At 74.0% G+C, this 21,302-nt stretch carries 21 protein-coding genes; 8 read left to right on the top strand and 13 right to left on the bottom strand.

The window, feature by feature from the left end:
• Nucleotides 1-157 precede the first annotated feature (157 nt).
• From FHX78_RS31095 to FHX78_RS31085, 3 genes are all read left to right on the top strand, one after another.
• Nucleotides 158-1,321, top strand: coding sequence for an MFS transporter (locus FHX78_RS31095; protein WP_145870713.1), 1,164 nt, complete (start codon nucleotides 158-160; stop codon nucleotides 1,319-1,321).
• A 128-nt stretch (nucleotides 1,322-1,449) separates the two neighbouring features.
• On the top strand, nucleotides 1,450-2,328 hold the full coding sequence (locus FHX78_RS31090) for an SDR family oxidoreductase (protein WP_145870712.1): 879 nt from the start codon (nucleotides 1,450-1,452) through the stop codon (nucleotides 2,326-2,328).
• 108 nt (nucleotides 2,329-2,436) lie between these two features.
• Nucleotides 2,437-3,171, top strand: a complete 735-nt coding sequence (locus tag FHX78_RS31085) for a maleylpyruvate isomerase family mycothiol-dependent enzyme (protein WP_145870711.1) — start codon at nucleotides 2,437-2,439, stop codon at nucleotides 3,169-3,171.
• Between the two features lie 26 nt (nucleotides 3,172-3,197).
• Here FHX78_RS31085 and FHX78_RS31080 read toward each other — a convergent pair whose 3' ends face one another.
• From FHX78_RS31080 to FHX78_RS31065, 4 genes are all read right to left on the bottom strand, one after another.
• Nucleotides 3,198-3,590, bottom strand: a complete 393-nt coding sequence (locus tag FHX78_RS31080) for a MarR family transcriptional regulator (protein ID WP_145870710.1) — start codon at nucleotides 3,588-3,590, stop codon at nucleotides 3,198-3,200.
• Nucleotides 3,591-3,723: 133 nt separating this feature from the next.
• Nucleotides 3,724-4,389, bottom strand: a complete 666-nt coding sequence (locus FHX78_RS31075; protein ID WP_145870709.1) for a response regulator — start codon at nucleotides 4,387-4,389, stop codon at nucleotides 3,724-3,726.
• Nucleotides 4,386-5,687, bottom strand: coding sequence for a sensor histidine kinase (locus FHX78_RS31070; protein WP_425282236.1), 1,302 nt, complete (start codon nucleotides 5,685-5,687; stop codon nucleotides 4,386-4,388). Before FHX78_RS31070 ends, FHX78_RS31075 begins: the two co-directional genes overlap by 4 nt.
• Before the next feature lie 157 nt (nucleotides 5,688-5,844).
• Complete coding sequence (locus FHX78_RS31065) at nucleotides 5,845-7,083, bottom strand: geranylgeranyl reductase family protein (protein ID WP_145870707.1); 1,239 nt, start codon at nucleotides 7,081-7,083, stop codon at nucleotides 5,845-5,847.
• A gap of 194 nt (nucleotides 7,084-7,277) precedes the next feature.
• On the opposite strand from FHX78_RS31065, the gene FHX78_RS31060 reads away from it, so the two are divergent.
• Together FHX78_RS31060 and FHX78_RS31055 are read left to right on the top strand one after the other, a co-directional pair.
• Nucleotides 7,278-8,639, top strand: coding sequence for a dipeptidase (locus tag FHX78_RS31060; RefSeq protein ID WP_145870706.1), 1,362 nt, complete (start codon nucleotides 7,278-7,280; stop codon nucleotides 8,637-8,639).
• A 76-nt stretch (nucleotides 8,640-8,715) separates the two neighbouring features.
• The gene (locus tag FHX78_RS31055; RefSeq protein ID WP_145870705.1) at nucleotides 8,716-9,468 is read left to right on the top strand and encodes an MBL fold metallo-hydrolase; all 753 of its coding nucleotides are present in this window, start codon (nucleotides 8,716-8,718) and stop codon (nucleotides 9,466-9,468) included.
• A gap of 22 nt (nucleotides 9,469-9,490) precedes the next feature.
• Here the strand turns inward: FHX78_RS31055 and FHX78_RS31050 are convergent, their stop codons facing one another.
• The 3 genes from FHX78_RS31050 to FHX78_RS31040 all read right to left on the bottom strand — a co-directional run bounded on the left by FHX78_RS31050 (nucleotide 9,491) and on the right by FHX78_RS31040 (nucleotide 11,907).
• A complete protein-coding gene (locus tag FHX78_RS31050) occupies nucleotides 9,491-10,531 on the bottom strand; it encodes an NUDIX hydrolase (protein ID WP_145870704.1) in 1,041 nt (346 codons plus the stop codon).
• 143 nt (nucleotides 10,532-10,674) lie between these two features.
• Nucleotides 10,675-10,866: a hypothetical protein gene (locus FHX78_RS31045; RefSeq protein WP_145870703.1), complete on the bottom strand. Its 192-nt coding sequence runs from the start codon at nucleotides 10,864-10,866 to the stop codon at nucleotides 10,675-10,677.
• Nucleotides 10,867-10,953: 87 nt separating this feature from the next.
• Entirely contained in the window at nucleotides 10,954-11,907 is a 954-nt protein-coding gene (locus FHX78_RS31040) for an ROK family protein (RefSeq protein ID WP_145870702.1), read from the bottom strand.
• Nucleotides 11,908-12,157: 250 nt separating this feature from the next.
• On the opposite strand from FHX78_RS31040, the gene FHX78_RS31035 reads away from it, so the two are divergent.
• Nucleotides 12,158-13,207 carry a LacI family DNA-binding transcriptional regulator gene (locus FHX78_RS31035; protein WP_145870701.1) on the top strand — a complete coding sequence of 350 codons (1,050 nt, stop codon included), beginning with the start codon at nucleotides 12,158-12,160 and terminating at the stop codon, nucleotides 13,205-13,207.
• A 7-nt stretch (nucleotides 13,208-13,214) separates the two neighbouring features.
• Nucleotides 13,215-14,018 carry a hypothetical protein gene (locus tag FHX78_RS31030; protein WP_145870700.1) on the top strand — a complete coding sequence of 268 codons (804 nt, stop codon included), beginning with the start codon at nucleotides 13,215-13,217 and terminating at the stop codon, nucleotides 14,016-14,018.
• Here FHX78_RS31030 and FHX78_RS31025 read toward each other — a convergent pair.
• From FHX78_RS31025 to FHX78_RS31000, 6 genes are all read right to left on the bottom strand, one after another.
• Nucleotides 13,964-15,658: a serine/threonine-protein kinase gene (locus tag FHX78_RS31025; RefSeq protein ID WP_145870699.1), complete on the bottom strand. Its 1,695-nt coding sequence runs from the start codon at nucleotides 15,656-15,658 to the stop codon at nucleotides 13,964-13,966. The genes FHX78_RS31030 and FHX78_RS31025 overlap by 55 nt on opposite strands.
• Nucleotides 15,659-15,736: 78 nt before the next feature.
• The gene (locus tag FHX78_RS31020) at nucleotides 15,737-17,041 is read right to left on the bottom strand and encodes a DUF6986 family protein (protein WP_145870698.1); all 1,305 of its coding nucleotides are present in this window, start codon (nucleotides 17,039-17,041) and stop codon (nucleotides 15,737-15,739) included.
• A 173-nt stretch (nucleotides 17,042-17,214) separates the two neighbouring features.
• On the bottom strand, nucleotides 17,215-18,177 hold the full coding sequence (locus FHX78_RS31015) for an electron transfer flavoprotein subunit alpha/FixB family protein (RefSeq protein ID WP_145870697.1): 963 nt from the start codon (nucleotides 18,175-18,177) through the stop codon (nucleotides 17,215-17,217).
• 57 nt (nucleotides 18,178-18,234) lie between these two features.
• Nucleotides 18,235-19,023: an electron transfer flavoprotein subunit beta/FixA family protein gene (locus tag FHX78_RS31010; protein ID WP_145870696.1), complete on the bottom strand. Its 789-nt coding sequence runs from the start codon at nucleotides 19,021-19,023 to the stop codon at nucleotides 18,235-18,237.
• A gap of 218 nt (nucleotides 19,024-19,241) precedes the next feature.
• Nucleotides 19,242-19,751, bottom strand: a complete 510-nt coding sequence (locus FHX78_RS31005; RefSeq protein ID WP_145872228.1) for a flavin reductase family protein — start codon at nucleotides 19,749-19,751, stop codon at nucleotides 19,242-19,244.
• Between the two features lie 214 nt (nucleotides 19,752-19,965).
• A complete protein-coding gene (locus tag FHX78_RS31000) occupies nucleotides 19,966-20,325 on the bottom strand; it encodes a TlpA family protein disulfide reductase (protein WP_373313047.1) in 360 nt (119 codons plus the stop codon).
• A gap of 234 nt (nucleotides 20,326-20,559) precedes the next feature.
• Here FHX78_RS31000 and FHX78_RS30995 point away from each other — a divergent pair, with 234 nt between their 5' ends.
• Nucleotides 20,560-21,288, top strand: coding sequence for a lysophospholipid acyltransferase family protein (locus FHX78_RS30995; protein WP_145870695.1), 729 nt, complete (start codon nucleotides 20,560-20,562; stop codon nucleotides 21,286-21,288).
• Nucleotides 21,289-21,302 lie beyond the last annotated feature (14 nt).

Below are 21,302 nucleotides of genomic sequence, written 5' to 3'. Positions count from 1 at the left end.
GGGACGTTCACACGGGTTAACGGCACCACCCCCGCGGCGGTCTCCGGCCGTCCCGCTCCCCTGCCCGCTCCGCCCCGGCGGCGCCCTTGCCCCGGGCCGTGCGCACCCCTAGCCTGAGTTTGTGCCGCCGATAAACAAAACCCGTTCGCACAGTGTGGTGCCGGGTCCCGACCTCGTCCGCCTCCGTCTCGCCCTGACCGCCTTCTTCGCCCTCGACGGCTTCGTCTTCTCCGGCTGGGTCGTGCGCATCCCGGCCGTCAAGGAGCAGACCGGCGCCTCCGCGAGCACCCTCGGCCTCGCCCTGCTCGGCGTCTCCGCCGGGGCCGTGGTCACGATGACGCTCACCGGCCGCCTGTGCCGCCGCTACGGCAGTCATCTCGTCACCGTCGTCTGCGCGGTCCTGCTCTGCCTGAGCGTCGGCCTGCCCCCGCTGACGCATTCCGCCCTCTCCCTCGGCGCCGTCCTGCTGCTGTTCGGCGCGGCGTACGGCGGCATCAACGTCGCCTTCAACAGCGCCGCCGTCGATCTGGTGGCCGCGCTGGGCCGGCCCGTGATGCCCAGCTTCCACGCCGCGTTCAGCCTGGGCGGCATGGTCGGTGCGGGGCTGGGCGCCCTGGTCGCCGGCTCCCTGTCGCCGACCCGGCATCTGTGGGGGCTCGCGGTCGTCGGACTGCTGGTCACGGCGGTCGCGGGGCGGGCGCTGATGCGGTGCGAGCCGCTGACCCCGGCGGACGGGCGGCGGTCCGAGCGGGGCGCCCCGCGCCGGCTGGACCGCCGTACCCGCGCGCTGGTGTTCGTCTTCGGGCTCATCGCGCTGTGCACCGCGTACGGCGAGGGGGCGCTGGCCGACTGGGGCGCGCTCCACCTGGAGCAGGACCTCGGCGCCTCGCCGGGCGCGGCGGCCGTCGGGTACGCGTGCTTCGCGCTCGCCATGACGGTCGGGCGGCTCACCGGTACGACGCTGCTCGAACGGCTGGGCCGGACCCGTACGGTCCTCGCGGGCGGTTCCACCGCGGCCGCCGGCATGCTGCTCGGCGCGCTCGCGCCCTCCCTGTGGGCGGCCCTGCTCGGCTACGCGGTCACCGGCATCGGCCTGGCCAACCTCTTCCCCGTGGCCGTGGAGCGGGCGGGGGCCCTCGCGGGCGCCGCCGGGGTGGCGACCGCCTCCACCCTCGGCTACGGCGGCATGCTCCTCGGTCCGCCCGCGATCGGTTTCATGGCGGACTGGTTCAGTCTGCCGCTGGCGCTGACCAGCGTGGCGGCGCTGGCCGCGGTGGCCACGCTCATCGGGTTCGCCACGCGCCGTGCGCACGCCGACTGAGGAGCGGCACCTCCGCACGGTCTCCTCGATGGTCCGGATCAATGGCCCGGGGCCGGGGTACCCGGTTGTCCGCGCCCGCCGTCCGCCGGCGGACGCGGCGACCGAGCAACCGGAACCCGGGAGAGACCGTGACCGAGCAGCAGAATCCCGCCGAGCGGCATCCGACCCCCGACTTCCCGTCCCAGGACCAGCCGCATCCCGGCTGGACCGGTCCCATGGACCCGCCCCCGGACCACGGTGAGGAGACCTACCGGGGCAGCGGGCGGCTGGCGGACCGCAAGGCCGTGATCACGGGCGGGGACTCGGGGATCGGGCGGGCGGTCGCCCTGGCGTTCGCCCGCGAGGGGGCCGACGTCCTCTTCACGCACCTGGACGGCGAGAAGGACGACGCCGCCGAGACCGTGCGGTGGGTGGAGGAGGCCGGCCGGCGGGCCGTGCCCGTCGCGTGCGACGTGCGGGAGGAGGAGAACTGCCGGGCGCTGGTCGACCGGGCGGTCTCCGAGTTCGGCCGGATCGACATCCTGGTGAACAACGCGGCGTACCAGATGTCGCAGCCGGACGGCATCGAGGCGATCTCCACGGAGCAGTTCGACCGGGTGATGCGCACCAACCTGTACGGCATGTTCTGGCTGTGCAAGCTGGCCCTGCCGCACATGCCGGAGGGCGGCAGCATCATCAACTCCACGTCGGTGCAGGCCTACAAGCCGAGCCCGCACCTGCTGGACTACGCCACCACCAAGGGCGCCATCGTCACGTTCACCCAGGGTCTCGCGCAGATGCTGATCGAGCGGGGCATCCGGGTCAACGCCGTGGCCCCGGGGCCGGTGTGGACGCCGCTGATCCCGGCGACGCTGCCGGACACCACGGAGTTCGGCAAGCAGGCGCCCATCGGGCGCCCGGCCCAGCCGGCCGAGATGGCTCCGGCGTACGTCTTCCTCGCCTCCCAGGAGGCGTCGTACATCACCGCCGAGATCGTCAACGCGACGGGCGGGACGCCGCTGCCCTAGGCAGTACACCTAGGGACGGCTGTGCACGGGACCGTCCATCCGGCCGCGGGGCCGCCCGCCTCGTCGACGACGGCCCGGGCGGGCGGTCCGTACGGCAGACTCCTGGGCATGGACACTGCCTGGTTCCTGGGAAGCCTGGAGAGAGAGGGCCGGTTGCTGGCCTCCGCCGCGGCGGAGGCCGGTACGGACACCGTGGTCCCCACCTGCCCGGGGTGGCGGGTGCGGGACCTGCTGCGGCACACCGGTGTGGTGCACCGGTGGGCCGCGGCCTTCGTCGCCGACCGGCACGTCGCGCCCCGCCCGATGGACGACCACCCCGAGCTGGACGGCGCCGAGCTCGTGACCTGGTACCGCAACAGCCACCGCCGCCTGCTGGAGACCCTGGCCGGCGCGGCACCCGACGTGGAGTGCTTCACCTTCCTGCCCGGATCGCCCTCCGCGCCGGCGTTCTGGGCCCGCCGCCAGGCGCACGAGACCGCCGTCCACCGGTATGACGCCGAGTCGGCCCGCGGTGGCACGCCGGCGCCGACCGCCACGGACTTCGCCGTGGACGGCGTCGACGAGCTGCTGCGCGGCTTCCACGCGCGGCCGAGGAGCCGGGTGCGCACCGCGGCGCCCCGGGTCCTGCGGGTCCGCGCGACCGACGCGGACGCGGTGTGGACCGTACGCCTGTCCCAGGAGCCGCCCGTGACCACCCGGGGCGCGGACGCGGAGGCGGAGTGCGAACTGGCCGGGCCCGCCGAGGAGTTGTACCTGGCGCTGTGGAACCGGCGGCCGGTGCCGCGGATATCGGGCGACCCGGCTCTCGCCGCCCTCTGGCGGGACACCTCCGCCGTGACCTGAGAGCCACGCGGGGGTTCCGGCGTCGCTCAGCCGTCGGAGAGCATCCGGGCCAGCACCTCGCGCTGCACCGGCAGCAACTCGCCGTGCAGGGCGCGCCCCTTCTCCGAGAGCACCACCCGGACCCCCCGCCGGTCCTCCGCGCACATCCCGCGCTCGACGAGGCCCTCCTTCTCCAGCCGGGCGATCAGCCGGGACAGCGCGCTCTGGCTCAGGTGGACGCGCTCGGAGATCTCCTGGACGCGGTAGGAGCATCCGCCCGATCCGGCACTCTGCGCGAGGATGTCGAGCACCTCGAAGTCGCTGGCGCACAGGCCGTGTCCGTGCAGGGCGCGGTCGATCTCGCACTGGGTGCGCGCATGCAGCGCCAGCACGTCCCGCCACCGTCGCACGAGCGCCTGTTCGGCCTGGGTCGCCGCCATGGGCGCACCGTAGCAGAGAAGCCGGTTCATTGCACCGGAATTAAATGCGCATGCATTCGATCCGCACGCATGACCCGTGATCGGCCTCGCGCTCACCTTCGGTCGCCGTGCTGGTGCGGTTCCGGCGGGCCGGTCAGCCCAGCCAGCCCGGGCGGACCAAGCCCGACTCGTAGGCCAGGACCACCAGTTGGGCCCGGTCGCGGGCGCCCAGTTTCACCATGGTGCGGCTGACGTGGGTCTTGGCGGTGAGCGGGCTGACGACCAGGCGGCGGGCGATCTCCTCGTTGGACAGCCCGATGCCGACCAGGGCCATCACCTCCCGCTCCCGCTCGGTGAGCCCGGCCAGGGCGCCCACCGCCGCCGGTTCCTTGGAGCGGGCCGCGAACTCGGCGATCAGCCGGCGGGTCACCCCGGGCGAGAGCAGCGCGTCGCCGTCGACCACCGCCCGCACCGCGCGCAGCAGTTCCTCCGGCTCGGTGTCCTTGACCAGGAAGCCCGAGGCTCCCGAGCGGATCGCCTCGAAGACGTACTCGTCCAGCTCGAAGGTGGTCAGCATGACCACCTTCACCTCCCCCAGCTCCGCGTCCCCGGTGACCCGCCGGGTCGCGGCCAGGCCGTCGAGCGCGGGCATGCGGATGTCCATCAGCACCACGTCGGGGCGGAGTTCACGGATCAGGCGCACGGCCTCCTCGCCGTCGGACGCCTCCCCCGCCACCTCGATGTCCGGCTGCGCGTCCAGCAGCGCGCGGAACCCCGCGCGGACCAGTGACTGGTCGTCGGCGAGCAGTACGCGGATCACCGGTCCTCCTTGACGTCGAGCGGCAGTACGGCGAGCACCCGGAACCCGCCGCCGGGACGCGGGCCCGCCTCGATGGTGCCATCCAGCGCGGCGGCCCGCTCCCGCATCCCGGCCAGCCCGTTCCCGCTGCCTCCCGCGTCGGCCCCGGTGGCGGGCCCGTCGTCGTCGACGCGCAGCCGCAGCCGGCCCCCGTCCTGCTCGATGCGCACCCGCGCCTCGCGCGAACCCGAGTGCCGTACGACGTTGGTGAGGGCCTCCTGGACGATGCGGAAGGCGGCCAGGTCCGCGCCGGGTGGCAGTTCGGGCGGCCGCCCCTCGACCGTCACCGTGAGGCCCGCGCTCGCGGCCTGCTCCACCAGCTCGGGCAGCCGGTCCAGGCCGGGCGCCGGGGTGCGCGGCGCCGCGCCGGGCGCGCGCAGGGTGTCGAGCACCTGACGCACCTCGCCGAGCGCCTCCTTGCTCTTGGCCTTGATGGTGGTGAGCGCGGTGCGCGCCTGCTCCGGGTCGGTGTCCAGGAGGGCGAGACCGACGCCCGCCTGCACATTGATGACGGAGATGCTGTGCGCGAGCACGTCGTGCAGCTCCCGGGCGATCCGCAGCCGCTCCTCGTCCGCGCGCCGCCGCGCCGCCTGGGCGCGCTCGGCGCGTTCCCGGGCCCACTGCTCACGGCGGGTCCGGGCCAGTTCCGACACCGCCAGGAGCGCCACCACCCAGGTGGCGATCACGAGGTCCTGGTTCCAGGAGGAGGGCCCGTCGCCCGACGGCGGCAGCCACCGGTACAGCACGTGGCCGATCAGCGCGTGGCCCGCCCACAGCGCCCCCATCACCGCCCAGGTGGCGTGCCGCCGCCCGGACAGGACGGCGCTGAAGCAGGCCACCACGACGGTGAGGAACACCGGCCCGTACGGGTAGCCGGCCCCCACGTAGAGCAGGACGGCGGCGACCGTGCCGGACACCACGGCGACGGGGTGACGCCCGCGCCACAGCAGCATCGCCCCCGCCCCGAACACCAGCACCCGCGCGAAGGGGTCCAGGGGGACCCGCTCGCCGTCCTGGGCGTGGTCCGCGAAGTGGGTTCCGAGCATGACGAAGGCCGTCAGCAGCACGGTGGAGCGCCACGGCCACCGGGGGCGCCGATCCTCGCCGCCCCCGCCGTCGCCCTCGCGGGCCCCGTAACCCTCGTCGGTCCAGCGGCTCCGTCCGGGCGGACCGTGCCGCCACCACCGGGGCGGCCGCCCCCGGCGCCACCGCCCGGGCGGCCCGCCACCGGGTCCACGCTGCTCGTCCATGTCCGCCACGCTAGACGCCGCACGCCCCGGGTGGCGTCAGCCCGGCGTGGTGATCACGCGTACTCCCGGCGAAGTACGCCGACCGGGCCGCGCACCGTCCCACCGGGGACCGGCCGCGCGCCGGCCCGTCCGGGAGAGCCCGGGTCTCCCGCGCCGGGCGGGGCGGTCAGGAGCCGGCTTCCTCCGGGACGTCGGCGGGACGCCGGTCCAGCGCCATCAGGGCCCGGTGGGCCAGCGGGTGGGTGCGGACCAGTTCGCCGAGCGTCGTCGAGCCCTGCGTGATGTCCTTGAACGCCTTCCAGGCCGGGCGGAAACCGGTGAGGACCGCGTGGAACACTCCGGGGCGCCGCTCGAACGCCGCCAGCATCCGCTTGCCGACGCTCATCTCCACGCCGAGGCCCGCCTTGACGGCGAAGGCGTAGTTCAGCGCCTGCCGCCGGGTGTCCACCGCGTCGTGCGCCTCGGCGATCCGCACCGCCCACTCCCCCGCCAGCCGGCCCGAGCGCAGCGCGAAGGAGATGCCCTCGCGGGTCCACGGCTCCAGCAGCCCGGCCGCGTCCCCGCACACCAGCACCCGGCCGCGCGAGAGCGGCGAGTCGTCGGCGCGGCAGCGGGTCAGGTGGCCCGACGAGATGCTCGGTTCGAAGCCCGCGAGGCCGAGCCGCCCGATGAAGTCCTCCAAGTACCGCTTGGTGGCGGCGCCTTCACCGCGCCGCGAGATCACGCCGACGGTGAGCGTGTCGCCCTTGGGGAAGACCCAGCCGTAACTGCCCGGCATGGGGCCCCAGTCGATGAGCACCCGGCCCTTCCAGTCCTCCGCGACGGTCTCCGGCACCGGGATCTCCGCCTCCAGGCCCAGATCGACCTGGTCCACCTTGACCCCGACGTGCGCCCCTATCCGGCCCGCGCTGCCGTCCGCGCCGACCACGGCCCGCGCGAGCACCGTCTCGCCGCCCTGGAGGACGACGGCGACCGAGCGCCGGTCCGGCACCGCCGAGCCGTGCTGCTCGACCCGCTGCACGGCGACGCCGGTGCGCAGCTCGGCACCCGCCTTCTGCGCGTGCTCCACCAGCTGCTGGTCGAACTCGGGCCGGTTGATCAGCCCGAACATCATCTGCCGGGAACGGCGGGTGCGGCTGAAGCGGCCGTTGTTCGAGAACGTCACCGCGTGCACCCGGTCCTTGAGCGGAAGCTCGAAGCCGGGCGGGAGCGCGTCGCGCGAGGGGCCGATGATGCCGCCGCCGCACGTTTTGTAGCGGGGCAGCTCCGCCTTCTCCAGCAACAGCACGCGCCGCCCCGCGACCGCCGCCGCGTAGGCGGCCGAGGCCCCCGCGGGTCCCGCGCCCACCACGACGACGTCCCACACCTGCCGCACGTCGTCCGCCGAAGAGTTCTCGCTGCTCACGATGGTCTACTGCTCCCGATCCAGCCGCCTGCCGCTCTTGTCCCCCGCATCCTACGGCGGCGGTCACCGTGGGCCACTGTGGGAGGATCGGCGGTGTGAGTGCCACGTACACGCGGTCCTCACGCACACCGCACGATCATCTCGTACCGAGAAGTACGCAGAAGTACAACGTCGCACCCACAAGGAGCGTGCCCATGTCGTCGAATCCGGTCGCCGCGACCGTCGCCTCGCTGATGCCCAGGGCGAAGGAGGAGCTCACCGAACTGGTGGCCTTCAAGTCGGTGGCGGACTTCGGCCAGTTCCCGCGCGAGGAGAGCGAGGGGGCCGCGCGCTGGATCGCGGACGCGCTGACCGCCGAGGGCTTCCAGGACGTGGCGCTGCTCGACACCCCGGACGGCACGCAGTCGGTGTACGGGTACCTGCCCGGGCCGGAGGGCGCGAAGACCGTACTGCTGTACGCCCACTACGACGTGCAGCCGCCGCTGGACGAGGCGGGCTGGACCACCCCGCCCTTCGAGCTGACCGAGCGGGACGGCCGTTGGTACGGGCGCGGTGCCGCCGACTGCAAGGGCGGCGTCATCATGCACCTGCTGGCGCTGCGCGCGCTGAAGGCCGACGGCGGCGTCCCCGTGCACGTCAAGGTGATCGTGGAGGGCTCGGAGGAGCAGGGCACCGGCGGTCTGGAGCGGTACGCCGAGGAGCACCCCGAGCTGCTGGAGGCCGACACCGTCGTCATCGGCGACGCGGGCAACTTCCGCGTCGGTCTGCCGACGGTCACCTCCACGCTGCGGGGCATGACGCTGGTGCGGGTGCGCGTCGACACCCTGGAGGGCAACCTGCACTCCGGCCAGTTCGGCGGTGCCGCGCCCGACGCGCTGGCCGCGCTGGTGCGGGTCCTGGACTCGCTGCGCGCCGAGGACGGCTCCACCACCGTCGAAGGGCTGAGCGGCGACAGCGCCTGGGACGGGCTGCAGTACGACGCCGAGCAGTTCCGCAAGGACGCCAAGGTGCTCGACGGCGTGGAGCTGATCGGTTCCGGCACGGTCGCCGACCGCATCTGGGCGCGGCCCGCGGTCACCGTGCTCGGCATCGACTGCCCGCCGGTGGTCGGCGCCACGCCGTCCGTGCAGGCGAGCGCCCGCGCGCTGATCAGCCTGCGGGTGCCGCCGGGTGTGGACGCGGCCGAGGCGACCGGGCTGCTGCGGGCCCACCTGGAGACGCACACGCCGTGGGGCGCGCGGGTGAGCACCGAGCAGATCGGTCAGGGACAGGCGTTCCGCGCGGACACCACCAGCCCGGCCTACCAGGCCATGGCCGACGCGATGGCGGTGGCGTACCCGGGCCAGGAGATGCAGTACGCCGGTCAGGGCGGCTCGATCCCGCTGTGCAACACCCTCGCCGCGCTCTATCCGAAGGCGGAGATCCTGCTCATCGGTCTGAGCGAGCCGGAGGCCTGTATCCACGCGGTGAACGAGAGCGTCTCCCCGGAGGAGCTGGAGCGGCTGTCGGTGGCGGAGGCGCTGTTCCTGCGCACCTACGCGGCCAACGCGAGCTGACCGTCGGGGCGGTGCGCCGCTCTGCCCTCGGCAGAGCGGCCGTCCGGCGGAGGGGTCCCCGTCCTACGGTCGTGCCATGAACGTCATCGCGCTCCTCCCCCGTCTGCACCTCCTGCGCTTCCCGGTCGGCCAGGCCTACCTCTGGCACGACGGCCGCGAAGGCGGTGCCGGCGGACTGACCCTGATCGACGCGGGCCCGGTGGGTTCCGGCGCGCCGATCGCCCGGGCCCTGGCCGCCCTCGGCCGGCATCCGCGGGACGTGCACCGCGTCGTCCTCACCCACTTCCACGAGGACCACGCGGGCGGAGCGGCCGAGGTGGCGGCGCTCACCGGTGCCGAGGTGCTGGCCCACCGGCTGGACGCGCCGCACGTGCGCGGCGAGGTGCCCGGCCCGCCGCCGGTCTTCGAGGACTGGGAACGCCCGCTGCACGAGCGGGCGGTGCGGCTGCTGCCTCCGCCGGACTTCGAACACCCCGGCGCGGTCACGGAGTTGGACGACGGCGACGTACTCGGCCTGGGCGGCGGGGCACATGTCGTGCACGTCCCCGGGCACACGCACGGCAGCATCGCGCTCCATCTGCCCCGGCACGGCGTGCTGTTCACCGGGGACACGGTCGCCGCCTCCCCCGTGGACGGCGCGGTGATGCCGGGCGTGTTCAACCTCGACCGGGGCGCGGTCCTCACCGCCTGCCACCGGCTGGCCGCCCTGGGCGCGGAGGTGGCCTGCTTCGGGCACGGCGACCCGGTGACCGCCGGGGCGGCGCGGGCGCTGCGGGCGGCGGCCGAGGACGCCTCCCGCGCCGACGGGGAGGGTGCGGCGGGACGCTGACCGGCGGGCGCCGGTGAGGCCTTCAGCCGACCGGGACCCCGGCCTCCAGGTACATCGCCTTCCCGCGTTCCCGTGCCCGCAGCGCCCCGCGCAGCCGTTCGTAGCGGACGGGGGGCAGCAGGTCGGCGGCCTCGGCCTCGGTCACGAAGCGCCAGCCGCGCAGTTCCGGCCCGGGCAGCAGCAGCCGCCCGGTGTCCGCGGCGTCGAGCCGGCCGCCGTCGAAGAGCAGCCGCAGACCGCCGTACCCCGGCGGCGCGGGCGGTTCCCAGTCGACGACGAGGAGCGCCGGTACGTCGTCGAGGCGGATCCCGGTCTCCTCGGCGACCTCGCGCATCCCCGCCCGGGCGGGGGCCTCACCGCGTTCCACGACCCCGCCGGGGAACTCCCAGCCCGCCTTGTAGGTCGGGTCGACCAGCAGCACCCGGTCCTGCTCGTCGAAGAGGAGCACACCGGCGGCGACCGTCTCCCCGGTGGGCTCGGGCGTCTGCACGATGTCGCAGGCGGGCGCCTCCCCGCTGCCGACCGCCTCGGCGATCCGCAGGGCCGCGGCGTACGGGGTGAGGGCGCCGGTGTCGATCGGGTAGGCGTCGGCGGTGAGCCAGGCGGCGAGGGCCGCCTTGTACGGCTCGATGTGGTCGTACGACCACTGGCGGACGCGCAGGTCGCCGTCGGAGAGGCCGGCGGGGACCTCCCGGCCGGCTATTCGCTCCCGCAGGATCGTTTCCGCCGGAGCGAGGAGGACGTGCCTGACCGGAATGCGGCGGGCGGCGAGTCCGCCGAAGATCTCGTCGCGGTACTCCTGGCGCAGCAGGGTCATGGGCACCACGAGGGTCCCGCCCAGTTCGGCGAGCATCGCGGCCGCCGTGTCGATCACGAGTCGTCGCCAGACCGGGAGGTCCTGGAAGTCGCCGACCTCGGCGAGGCGCTTGGGCGGAAGCAGCTGGTCCAGCGCTCCGCCGATGACCTCGGGGTCGAAGAGCGTGCTGTTCGGGATCAGCTCGATCAGTTCGCGCGCGGTGGTGGTCTTTCCCGCACCGAACGCGCCGTTGATCCAGACGATCACGGTTCCCCCTCTTCTGTTGGCCCCCTGTGGCTTGCCCGCTCCACCCTGCCACGAAAACCAGCTTCGGTTGAGAACGCGTGAGAGCGGCGCCGGTGCCCTCTCACCGAGGGACACCGGCGCCGCGGGGCACCGCCGTGGAACGCTCAGTCGCGGTCGTCCCGGTCGACGTCCACGGCCAGGGTGTTGTCCTCGGCGACGGTCCGGTCGACGGTCTCCAGGGTGTCGTCGACGCCGAGACCGACGACGCTCTCACCGAGCGCGTGGGACGGGGTGATCGCCGCGACGACGAAACCGGTGGCGAGGGAGGCGATGGCGAGCATGCTGCGCTTCTTCATGCCCCGCTCAACTGCCGAAGCCGCCCCGGGGTCACGCACGGCTTGCCGGGGATCGCCCCGTGCGGTCGCGCCGGCGGTCCCGGGCCCTCACACCCCCGCGACCGCCGCGTCCGTGCTCCGGGTCAGCGCCGCCGCCGCGGCGCCCACCAGGCCCGCGTCGGTGCCCATCTGCGCCGGGGTCACCGCGAGGCGCTGGACGAAGGACAGGGTGGCGAACTCCGCCAGGGCCCGGCGCAGGGGCGCGAAGAGGACCTCGCCCGCCTTGCCCACGCCCCCGCCGACCACGGCGATGTCGATCTCGACGAGCGTCGCGGTGGCCGCGATGCCCGCGGCCAGTGCCCTGGCCGCCCGCTCGAAGGACGCCACGGCCACCGGGTCCCCGGCGCGGGCGGCGGCGGCCACCGCGGCGGCGGAGGTGTCGCCGTCCGGGCCGGGCCGCCAGCCGTGCTCCAGGGCGCGACGGGCGATGTTGGGGCCGCTCGCGATGCGTTCCACACAGCCGCGGGCGCCGCACGGGCACAGGTCGCCGTCGAGGTCCACGCTGATGTGACCGATGTGTCCCGCGTTCCCGGTGGGCCCGGGGTGCAGCCTGCCGCCGAGCACCAGTCCGCCGCCGACCCCGGTGGAGACGACCATGCACAGCGCGTTGTCGTGGCCCCGGGCGGCGCCCTGCCAGTGTTCGGCGGCCGTGATGGCCACGCCGTCGCCGATCAGCTCCACGGGCAGGCCCCCGGCCGCGGCCCGGACCCGGGCGACGAGCGGGTAGTCGCGCCAGCCGGGGACGTTCACCGGGCTCACCGTGCCGGCGGAGGCGTCCACGGGACCCGCGCTGCCGATGCCCACCGCACCGGCCCGCCGCCACAGCGGGGACGCGGTGAGCTCGCCGAGCACCGCGTCGACCGCCGTCATCACGGTCTCGCCGTCCTCTCGCGCGGGCGTGGGCCGCTGGGCGCGGACCAGGATCCGGCCCTGGCGGTCCACCAGCGCGCCGGCGATCTTGGTGCCGCCGATGTCGAGCGCGGCCACGAGGTCGGTGTGCATCAGTGTCGGACTCCCCGTCAAGCATCAGAAAACGTCGAAAAACCCTGGGAACGACCATGTGCGACCAGGAGGCAACACACGGGGCAGGGACAGCGGCCCCATCGAGCGGTGAGGTGCAGGCCGGAGTGTGCGCTGGACAGTGTCTCCCGAGTCTGACAACGTTGTCCAGGCTCTATGCTCGACGCCACATCCTCATACAACCCCATGGACCTACGCATCCCCGTGGCCGACAGGACAAGGACACCGCACCGTGCCGGAGACGACCCGCCGCACCGACCGCCTCCCCGGGAACCGTTACGGCAACCGTCCCACGATGAAGGACGTGGCCGCCCGGGCCGGGGTCGGGCTCAAGACGGTCTCCCGGGTGGTCAACGGTGAACCCGGGGTCACACCGGAGACCGAGCGCCGCGTCCAGGAGGCGATCGAGGCACTGGGCTTCCGCCGCAACGACAGCGCCCGGGTGCTGCGCAAGGGCCGCACCGCCAGCATCGGCCTGGTCCTGGAGGACCTCGCCGACCCGTTCTACGGGCCGCTGAGCCGGGCGGTCGAGGAGGTGGCCCGCGCGCACGGCGCCCTGCTGATCAACGGCTCCAGCGCGGAGGACGCCGACCGCGAGCAGGAGCTGGTGCTGGCTCTGTGCGCCCGCCGGGTGGACGGGCTGGTGGTGATCCCGGCCGGCGACGACCACCGCTACCTGGAGCCGGAGATCAAGGCGGGCGTCGCCACCGTCTTCGTGGACCGGCCCGCCGGGCACATCGACGCGGACGTCGTGGTGTCGGACAACTTCGGCGGTGCCCGCGACGGCGTCGCCCACCTCATCGCGCACGGCCACCGCAGGATCGGCTTCATCGGCGACATGCCCCGCATCCACACGGCCGCCGAGCGGCTGCGCGGCTACCGGACCGCCATGGAGGACGCCGGGATACCGGTGCACGACTCCTGGATGTCGCTCGGGATCACCGGTCCGGAGCGGGTGCGCCGGGCGGCCGAGGAGATGCTCGCCGGACCGGACCCGGTCACCGCGATCTTCACGGGCAACAACCGCGTGACGGTCACCGTGATCCGGGTGCTCGCCGCCCAGGCGCGCCGGGTCGCCCTCGTCGGTTTCGACGACATCGAGCTGGCCGACCTCCTCCAGCCGGGTGTCACGGTCGTCGCCCAGGACGCGGCGACGCTCGGCCGTACCGCCGCCGAGCGCCTGTTCCGTCAACTGGACGGCACGCTGCTCACCCCGGAGCGCATCGTGATCCCCACCCGGCTGATCACCCGCGGCTCCGGCGAGCTGCCCCCGGCGGACTGAGCGGGCGGTGCCGGTGGAGGAGGACCGCACCCTGCGGACGCTGGGCCTGGACAAGGCGCCGCGCGAGCATCCGCTGCTCTATCCGGGCGCGTGGCCGCGCGAGTCGGGACTGCTCGACGGGGAGCGGTTCCTGCCGCTGGACCGGCTGGTCCACGAGGACCGCGCGCCGGTGCTCGCCGTCGGCTCCAACGCCTGCCCCGGCCAGCTGCGGCTGAAGATGGCCGAGTCCGGGATCATCACGCCGGTCCCGATGGTCCGGGCCCGGGTGACCGGCGTCGGCATCGGCGTCTCGGCGCACGTCAGCCGCATGGGGTACGTGTCGAACTCGCCGGTCGCCGCGCCGCACGGGGAGCGGGAGCTGTTCGTCCTCTGGCTCGACGCCCGGCAGCTCAGGGCGATCGACGCGAGCGAGGGCGTGCCGCGGGCGGACGGCAACTTCCACCGCGCCTGGCTGCCCGCGCCCGACGTGCGGATCGAACTCGCCGACGGCTCCGCGCTCCCGGGCGCGTACGTGTACGTCAACCGCCACGGCGTCCTGCACGACGGCGACGGCAGGCCGCGTCCCCATCCGGGCCAGCGGGCGCTGCTCACCGGCCTGCTCGCCGACTCGCCCGGGCTGCGGGAGCTGTTCGGCGACTCCCCCGAGGAGTTCTGCGCGCGGGCCCGCGCCGACCTGGGGCTGTGCGCGCGGGGCACCCGGCTGTTCGCCGGTCAGGGGATGGCGACCGCCTGCGGTCTGGAGCGGTACGTGGTGTCTCAGCAGTACGGAAGCCCGGGCACGGGGGCGTCGTTGGCGCCGCCCTTGATGTAGACGTCGCTGATCCAGACGCCGGTGTTGCCACTGTCGTCGTCGGTGCGGGCCCACCAGACATTGGTCCACTCGCCGTGGGTCTCGCGGCGGCCCAGGTTCTGCTGGCAGTAGAAGTAGTTGGTGCCCGCGTTGAGGGTGCCGGCCCGGGTGCCGGACGCGGTGTACGACGTGGCGGTGCGCCAGACCTGGCAGTTGTACTTGCCGTCGCCGATGGAGTGGCAGACCGGGGCGGCCGTGGTCGCGCCGCCGTCGTCGCCCTCGCCGTCGTCGGGGGTGGTGCCGTCCGGGGTCTTCTCCGTGCGGTCGGTGGCGGGACGGTCGGTGGGGGTGTCCTCCGTCCCGTCCTTCTCGTCGGGCTCCTCGGAGGGTGCGGCGCTCTTCTCCCCGCCCGGCCCGGGGCTCATGCGGCGTCCGGCGTCGGTGTCGCCGGAGGGGGCGGGGGACGCGGGGGCGCCGGTACGGGCGCCGCCCGTGCCGGTGTCCGTACGGGTGCCGTCCTGGGAGTTGAGTACGGCGGCCGTCACGGAGGCCGCGGCCAGGACGACGGTGACGGCCGCGGCGGCGATCAGGGCGCGGCCCCTGCGGCGGGATCCCGTGGGCGGGCCCATGCGGCCGGTGGGCGCGGTGCCCGGGTCGGGGGCCGGGTGGGCGCCCGCGGCGGCGGAGGCGGGCCCCGGCGCCTGCGGCGGCCCGAAGCCCGGTGGCACCGCCGGGACGCCGCGCTCGGTCTCGGTGCGGTCGGGCGGGGGCACGGGGCGGCGCAGCGTGGTCGTCGGTGTGTCCGCGCCGGAGGCGACGGCTTCGAGGAGTTCGCGTGCCTGGGCGGCCTCCGGGCGGAACTCGGGCCGCTTGTCCATCAGCAGGGCGAGGACGGGGGCGAGCGGTCCGGCCCGGTGGGACTCGGGGAGCGGTTCGGAGACGATCGCGGTGAGGGTGGAGAACGTCGAGGTGCGGCGGAACGGCGAGGCGCCCTCCACGGCCGCGAAGAGCGTGGCGCCCAGCGCCCAGACGTCGGAGGCCGGTCCGGGGACGGCGCCCTGGGCGCGCTCGGGGGCCAGGTAGTCGAGGGAGCCGACGATCTCGCCGCTGCGGGTGAGGTGGGTCGCCGAGCCGTCGCCGGGATCCTCCATGGTGGCGATGCCGAAGTCGGTGAGCACGATCCGGCCCGAGCGGTCGAGCAGGATGTTGCCGGGTTTGACGTCGCGGTGCAGCACCCCGGCCCGGTGCGCGGCGGCCAGCGCGTCCATCACCTCGGCGCCGATCCGGGCGGCCTCACGGGCGTCGAGGGTGCCGCGGTCGCGGAGCACGTCGTCGAGGGAGGGCCCGTCGATCAGTTCCATGACGATCAGCGGGCGGCCGTCCACCTCGGCGATGTCGTGCACGGCGATGACGCCGGGATGGCGCACCCGGGCCGCCGCGCGTGCCTCGCGCTGCATGCGCAGTCCGAGGTCGGCCAGTTCGGACCCGGCGGCATCGGTGTAGGTGCGCAGTTCCTTGACCGCCACCTCGCGGCCCAGGACCTCGTCCAGCGCCTTCCAGACCACGCCCATTCCGCCGCGCCCGAGTTGCGCGGTGATCCGGTAGCGGCCGACCAGCAGCCGACCGGTCCCGTCCGCCTGTCCGTACTCCCCCGTCGACACCGTTGCCCCGTTCCTGTGACACCACTGACCGTACGTGGCGTACAGCCTAAGGGGCGCGGGGGGCGGATCCGGCCGGGACTACTGCGCGGAGGCCGTCAGCCCGCCGCGGCGCGGCGCGGCGAAGCCCTCCAGGTCCGCACGGGTCAGTCCGGTGAGCCGGGCGACTTCGGCGGTGTCCAGGGCGCCGCAGTCCAGGCCGCGCAGCAGGTACCCGGCGAGGGCCTTGGCGGTGGCGGGCTCGTCCATGACGTCGCCGCCGGCCCGGCCGGCGTACCGGGCCAGGCGGGCGGCGGCCTGTTCGAAGCCCTCGCGGTAGAAGGCGAAGACGGCCGCGTAGCGGGTGGGGAGGTGGCCGGGGTGCATGTCCCAGCCCTGGTAGTAGGCGCGGGCGAGGGCGCGGCGGGTCAGTCCGTAGTGCAGGCGCCAGGCGTCGTGGACCCGCTCGGCCGGGCCGACGGGCAGCACGTTGGTGGAGCCGTCCGAGACGCGTACGCCGGTGCCGGCGGCGGCGACCTGCATGACGGCCTTGGCGTGGTCGGCGGCCGGGTGGTCGCTCGCCTGGTGCGCGGCGGAGACGCCGAGGCAGGCGCTGTAGTCGAAGGTGCCGTAGTGCAGTCCGGTGGCGCGGCCCTCGGCGGCCCGGATCATGCGGGCGACGGTGGCGGTGCCGTCGGCGGCGAGGATGGACTGGCTGGTCTCGATCTGGATCTCGAAGCCGATCCGGCCCGGTTCGAGGCCGTGGGTCCCCTCGAAGGCGTCGAGGAGCCGGGCCATGGCGGTGACCTGCTCGGCGTAGGTGACCTTGGGCAGGGTGAGCACGAGTCCGCCGGGCAGGCCGCCGGCTTCCACGAGGCCGGTGAGGAAGATGTCGAGGGTGCGGATGCCCCGGTCGCGGACGGCGGCCTCCAGGCACTTCATGCGGATGCCCGTGTACGGGGCCGCGGTGCCGGCGGCGTGGGTCTCGGCGATCAGCCGTGCGGCGCGGGCCGCGGCCTCGTCCTCCTCGGCGTCGGGGCGGTTGCCGTAGCCGTCCTCGAAGTCGACGCGCAGGTCCTCGACCGGCTCGCGCTCCAGCTTGGCGCGGACGCGGCCGTACACGTCGTCGGCCAGCGCCTCGTCCAGGCCGAGGACGGCGGCGAAGGCGGCGGCGTCGGGGGCGTGTTCGTCGAGCGCGGCGAGTGCCCGGTCGCCCCAGAGGCGAGGGGTGCCGGCGGTGAAGTCGTCGGCGGGGACGTAGACGGTGTGGACGGGCTGGCGGGTGCCGGGGTCTCCGGGGTAGCGGCGCTCCAGTTCGGCGTCGACCGGTGCGAGGGAGGCGCCGATCTCCTCGGTGACGGCGTCCGGCAGGCTCGTCGTCACCCGCTCCTGCTGCCCCTGTCCCATCCCACACCCTCCCGTTATTCCGCGATACGGAATCAACAATTCGTTGAAATGACGCTATCGGGCCGTCCCCCGCCGGTCAACACCCTCAGTCTCACCGGCCCGTGCGGCGCCCGCGACAGAGCGAGGCCCCCGCGGCCGGTGTGGTCGCGGGGGCCTCGTGCGGGCGGGGCGGATCAGCCCTTGCGGGCCTTGATCTCCTCGGTCAGCTGCGGGACGACGGCGAACAGGTCGCCGACGACGCCGTAGTCGACCAGCTCGAAGATCGGGGCCTCGGCGTCCTTGTTGACGGCCACGATGGTCTTCGAGGTCTGCATGCCGGCGCGGTGCTGGATCGCACCCGAGATGCCGGAGGCGATGTAGAGCTGCGGCGAGACGGACTTGCCGGTCTGGCCGACCTGGTTGGTGTGCGGGTACCAGCCGGCGTCGACGGCGGCGCGCGAGGCACCGACGGCCGCGCCGAGCGAGTCGGCGAGCGCCTCGATGATCGCGAAGTTCTCCGCGCCGTTGACACCGCGGCCGCCGGAGACGACGATCGCGGCCTCGGTCAGCTCCGGACGCCCGGTCGACTCGCGCGGCGTGCGGCCGGTGACCTTGGTGCCGGTCGCGGCGGCGGAGAAGGTCACCGACAGGGCCTCGACCGCACCGGCGGCCGGGGCGGCCTCCACGGCGGCCGAGTTCGGCTTGACCGTGATGACCGGGGTGCCCTTGGAGACACGGGACTTGGTGGTGTAGGACGCGGCGAACACCGACTGGGTGGCCACCGGGCCCTCGTCGCCGGACTCCAGGTCGACGGCGTCGGTGATGATGCCGGAACCGAGACGCAGCGCCAGACGGGCGGCGATCTCCTTGCCCTCGGCGGAGGACGGCACCAGCACGGCGGCCGGGGAGACGGCCTCGTGGGCGGCCTGGAGGGCGTCCACCTTCGGCACGACCAGGTAGTCGGCGTACTCGGCGGCCTCGTGCGTCAGGACGCGGGCCGCGCCGTGCTCGGCGAGCGTGGCGGCGGTGTCCGCGGCCCCGTTGCCCAGCGCGACGGCGACGGGCTCGCCGATGCGGCGGGCGAGGGTCAGCAGCTCCAGGGTGGGCTTGCGGACGGCACCGTCCACGTGGTCGACGTAGACGAGAACTTCAGCCATGGGACTTCTTCTCTCCTGCTTGCGAAGTATGAGGGGCGGTCAGCGAAAACCAGCGGCTCAGATGAACTTCTGGCTCGCGAGGAACTCGGCGAGCTGCTTGCCGCCCTCGCCCTCGTCCTTGACGATCGTGCCCGCCGTGCGGGCCGGACGCTCGGTCGCGGCGTCGACCGTGGTGTAGGCGTTCTCCAGACCGACCTCGTCCTCGTCGATGTCGAGGTCGGACAGGTCCCAGGACTGAACCGGCTTCTTCTTGGCCGCCATGATGCCCTTGAACGACGGGTAGCGCGCCTCGCCCGACTGGTCGGTGACCGACACGACCGCGGGGAGGGAGGCCTCGAGCTGCTCGGAGGCGGCGTCGCCGTCACGGCGGCCCTTGACCGTGCCGTCCTCGACGGAGACCTCGGAGAGCAGGGTGACCTGCGGGACGCCGAGGCGCTCGGCGAGCAGGGCGGGGACGACGCCCATGGTGCCGTCGGTGGAGGCCATGCCGGAGATGACCAGGTCGTAACCGGCCTTCTCGATCGCCTTGGCCAGGACCAGGGAGGTGCCGATGGCGTCGGTGCCGTGCAGGTCGTCGTCCTCGACGTGGATCGCCTTGTCCGCGCCCATGGACAGCGCCTTGCGCAGGGCGTCCTTGGCGTCCTCCGGACCCACGGTCAGGACGGTGATCTCCACGTCGTCGTCGGAGTTCTCCGAGATCTGGAGCGCCTGCTCGACCGCGTACTCGTCCAGCTCGGAGAGCAGACCGTCCACGTCGTCCCGGTCGACGGTCAGGTCATCGGCGAAGTGCCGGTCGCCAGTGGCGTCGGGCACGTACTTCACGGTGACAACGATCCTCAAGCTCACGCCGGCTCTCCTACTGCATCGTCATTTCTGGCTGGCTGCCTCCAGGCAGCATAGGCGCCTGAAGAGGGCGGTCCCGGTCGGGTCGACCTGCGCTCCGACCAGGATATTACTCGTCAGTACATCCAGTTCCTGCCCGCTAAGCAAGCGCTTTGAACTGTGACCTTCGCAACGCAGCGTAACCGGAACCGGACGGGCCCGCGAGCAGGGCGGACCCCGGCTCAGTCGCGCAGGCCGTTGAAGCGTCCCTGGTGGTAGAGGAGCGGACGGCCGCGGCCGGTGGGGTCGCCGAGCAGGACCTCGGCCACGACGATCCGGTGGTCACCGGCGGGCACCCGGGCCACCACCCGGCACACCATCCAGGCCGGCACGTCGTCCAGCACGGGGACGCCCTCGGGCCCCTCCCGCCAGGCGGTGGCCGGGCCGAACCGGTCGGCGCCGCTGCGCGCGAAGGTCGCCGCCAGCTCCTGCTGGTGCTCCCCGAGCACGTGCACCCCGACATGGCCGCCCGCCGCGATCGCGGGCCAGCTGGAGCTCCCCGTCCCGACGGCGAAGGACAGCATCGGGGGCTCGGCGGAGACGGAGGCGAGCGAGGTGGCGGTGAAGCCGACCGGGCCGCCCCGGCCGCGCGCGGTGATCACGGCGACGCCCGCCGCGTGCTTGCGGAAGACGGAACGCAACAGCTCGGGCGAGGCGAGCCGGGGTGCGCCGAGGTCGGAGGTGGCCGTCAGGGAACTGTCCTTGGGCGGGAGCTGACGAGCGGGTTCGCGGCTCACCGGCCCGGCCGGCGCGCGCGCACGGCGTGCACGGCGGCCGCCGGGGCGCCGGGTGCCCGCCGGGGGCGGAGGAGTTCCGAAGGCATGGAGTCAGGCTGACGACGGGTGGCCCGCACAGTCAAGTCGGTCCCGTGACGCGGAAGGGGCCCCGGCGCCCGCCCGGCCGCCCTCACACGGCCTCCCCGAGCGCGGCGATCACATCGGCCTTGCGCGGCTGCCCGGTCGCGCGCCGCACGATCCGGCCGGCGGCGTCGAGCACCAGCACCGTCGGCGTCTTCTCGATGCCCAGACGGCGTACGAGGTCCAGCCGGGCCTCGGCGTCGACCTCCACGTGGGCCACGCCCGGGACCAGTGCGGCCACTTCGCCGAGCACCCGCCGGGTGGCCCGGCAGGGCGCGCAGAAGGCACTGGAGAACTGCAGCAGGGTGGCGCGCTCCCCCAGTTCGGCTCCCAGCCCGGCCCACGGTGGCGCGCCGTCGGGCCGCCCCGTGCCGTCGTGACCCCGCACTCGCCGCCTCCTGTCATGGATCCGCTGTCAACCGGTTGCAGCGTTCCCCGGGCCGCGCGCATTCCCGGCCGTCCGTACGAAGCCGGAGGTCGGTGAGGGGCGGACGTGACGAGAATCTCGCCGCACACGGGCACCAGGGCTGGTTCACCGGCCGTTCTTCGGGCACCATCTGCGACAAGCCGTAAAACCTACGGCTGCGTAACTTCGACTGGGAGCTTCCTTCCCAGGCAGAGAAGGAAGGGTTCCGACCCGCCCATGGCAGAACTCGTCTACCGGCCCGTCGTCGGTTTCGCCCGCACGCTGTTCAAGGTGTGGGACCTCAGGATCGACTGCCAGGGTTCGGAAAACATCCCGCGCTCGGGCGGCGCCGTGCTGGTGAGCAACCACATCAGCTACCTCGACTTCGTCTTCAACGGCCTGGCCGCACTGCCGCAGAAGCGGCTCGTGCGTTTTATGGCGAAGGAGTCGGTCTTCCGGCACCGGATCTCCGGTCCGCTGATGCGCGGCATGAAGCACATCCCGGTCGACCGCGAGCAGGGCGAGGCGGCGTACCAGCACGCGCTGCGGTCGCTGCGGTCGGGTGAGATCGTGGGCGTCTTCCCGGAGGCGACGATCTCCCAGTCGTTCACCCTCAAGAGCTTCAAGTCGGGTGCCGCGCGGCTGGCCCAGGAGGCGGGCGTACCGCTGATCCCGATGGCCGTGTGGGGTACGCAGCGGCTGTGGACCAAGGGCCACCCGCGCAACTTCAAGCGCAGCCACACCCCCATCACCATCCGGGTCGGCGAGGCGATCGAGGCCTCCCGGGACAAGTACGCGGGCGCGATCACCCGGCAGGTGCGCGAGCGCGTGCAGGAGCTGCTGGAGGCGGCGCAGCGCGCCTACCCGGTGCGCCCCAAGGGTCCGGAGGACACCTGGTGGATGCCGGCCCATCTCGGCGGTACGGCCCCGACGCCGGAGCAGGTCCGCGAGGCCGAGGCCCGCTGACACCCGCCCTCCCG

Origin of the sequence: Streptomyces capillispiralis (genome assembly GCF_007829875.1) — a bacterium.
Taxonomy (GTDB): Bacteria; Actinomycetota; Actinomycetes; order Streptomycetales; family Streptomycetaceae; genus Streptomyces; species Streptomyces capillispiralis.
Note: the sequence above shows the minus strand (reverse complement) of the source record. Positions and strands in the feature narration are given on the sequence as shown.

What these genes read in the sequence shown, in the direction of transcription:
- FHX78_RS31085 (WP_145870711.1), top strand. Translation starts at nt 2,437, where the DNA reads ATGGACACTGCCTGGTTCCTGGGAAGCCTGGAGAGAGAGGGCCGGTTG.
- FHX78_RS31080 (WP_145870710.1), bottom strand. Translation starts at nt 3,590, where the DNA reads ATGGCGGCGACCCAGGCCGAACAGGCGCTCGTGCGACGGTGGCGGGAC.
- FHX78_RS31060 (WP_145870706.1), top strand. Translation starts at nt 7,278, where the DNA reads ATGTCGTCGAATCCGGTCGCCGCGACCGTCGCCTCGCTGATGCCCAGG.
- FHX78_RS31055 (WP_145870705.1), top strand. Translation starts at nt 8,716, where the DNA reads ATGAACGTCATCGCGCTCCTCCCCCGTCTGCACCTCCTGCGCTTCCCG.
- FHX78_RS31045 (WP_145870703.1), bottom strand. Translation starts at nt 10,866, where the DNA reads ATGAAGAAGCGCAGCATGCTCGCCATCGCCTCCCTCGCCACCGGTTTC.
- FHX78_RS31040 (WP_145870702.1), bottom strand. Translation starts at nt 11,907, where the DNA reads ATGCACACCGACCTCGTGGCCGCGCTCGACATCGGCGGCACCAAGATC.
- FHX78_RS31020 (WP_145870698.1), bottom strand. Translation starts at nt 17,041, where the DNA reads ATGGGACAGGGGCAGCAGGAGCGGGTGACGACGAGCCTGCCGGACGCC.
- FHX78_RS31015 (WP_145870697.1), bottom strand. Translation starts at nt 18,177, where the DNA reads ATGGCTGAAGTTCTCGTCTACGTCGACCACGTGGACGGTGCCGTCCGC.
- FHX78_RS30995 (WP_145870695.1), top strand. Translation starts at nt 20,560, where the DNA reads ATGGCAGAACTCGTCTACCGGCCCGTCGTCGGTTTCGCCCGCACGCTG.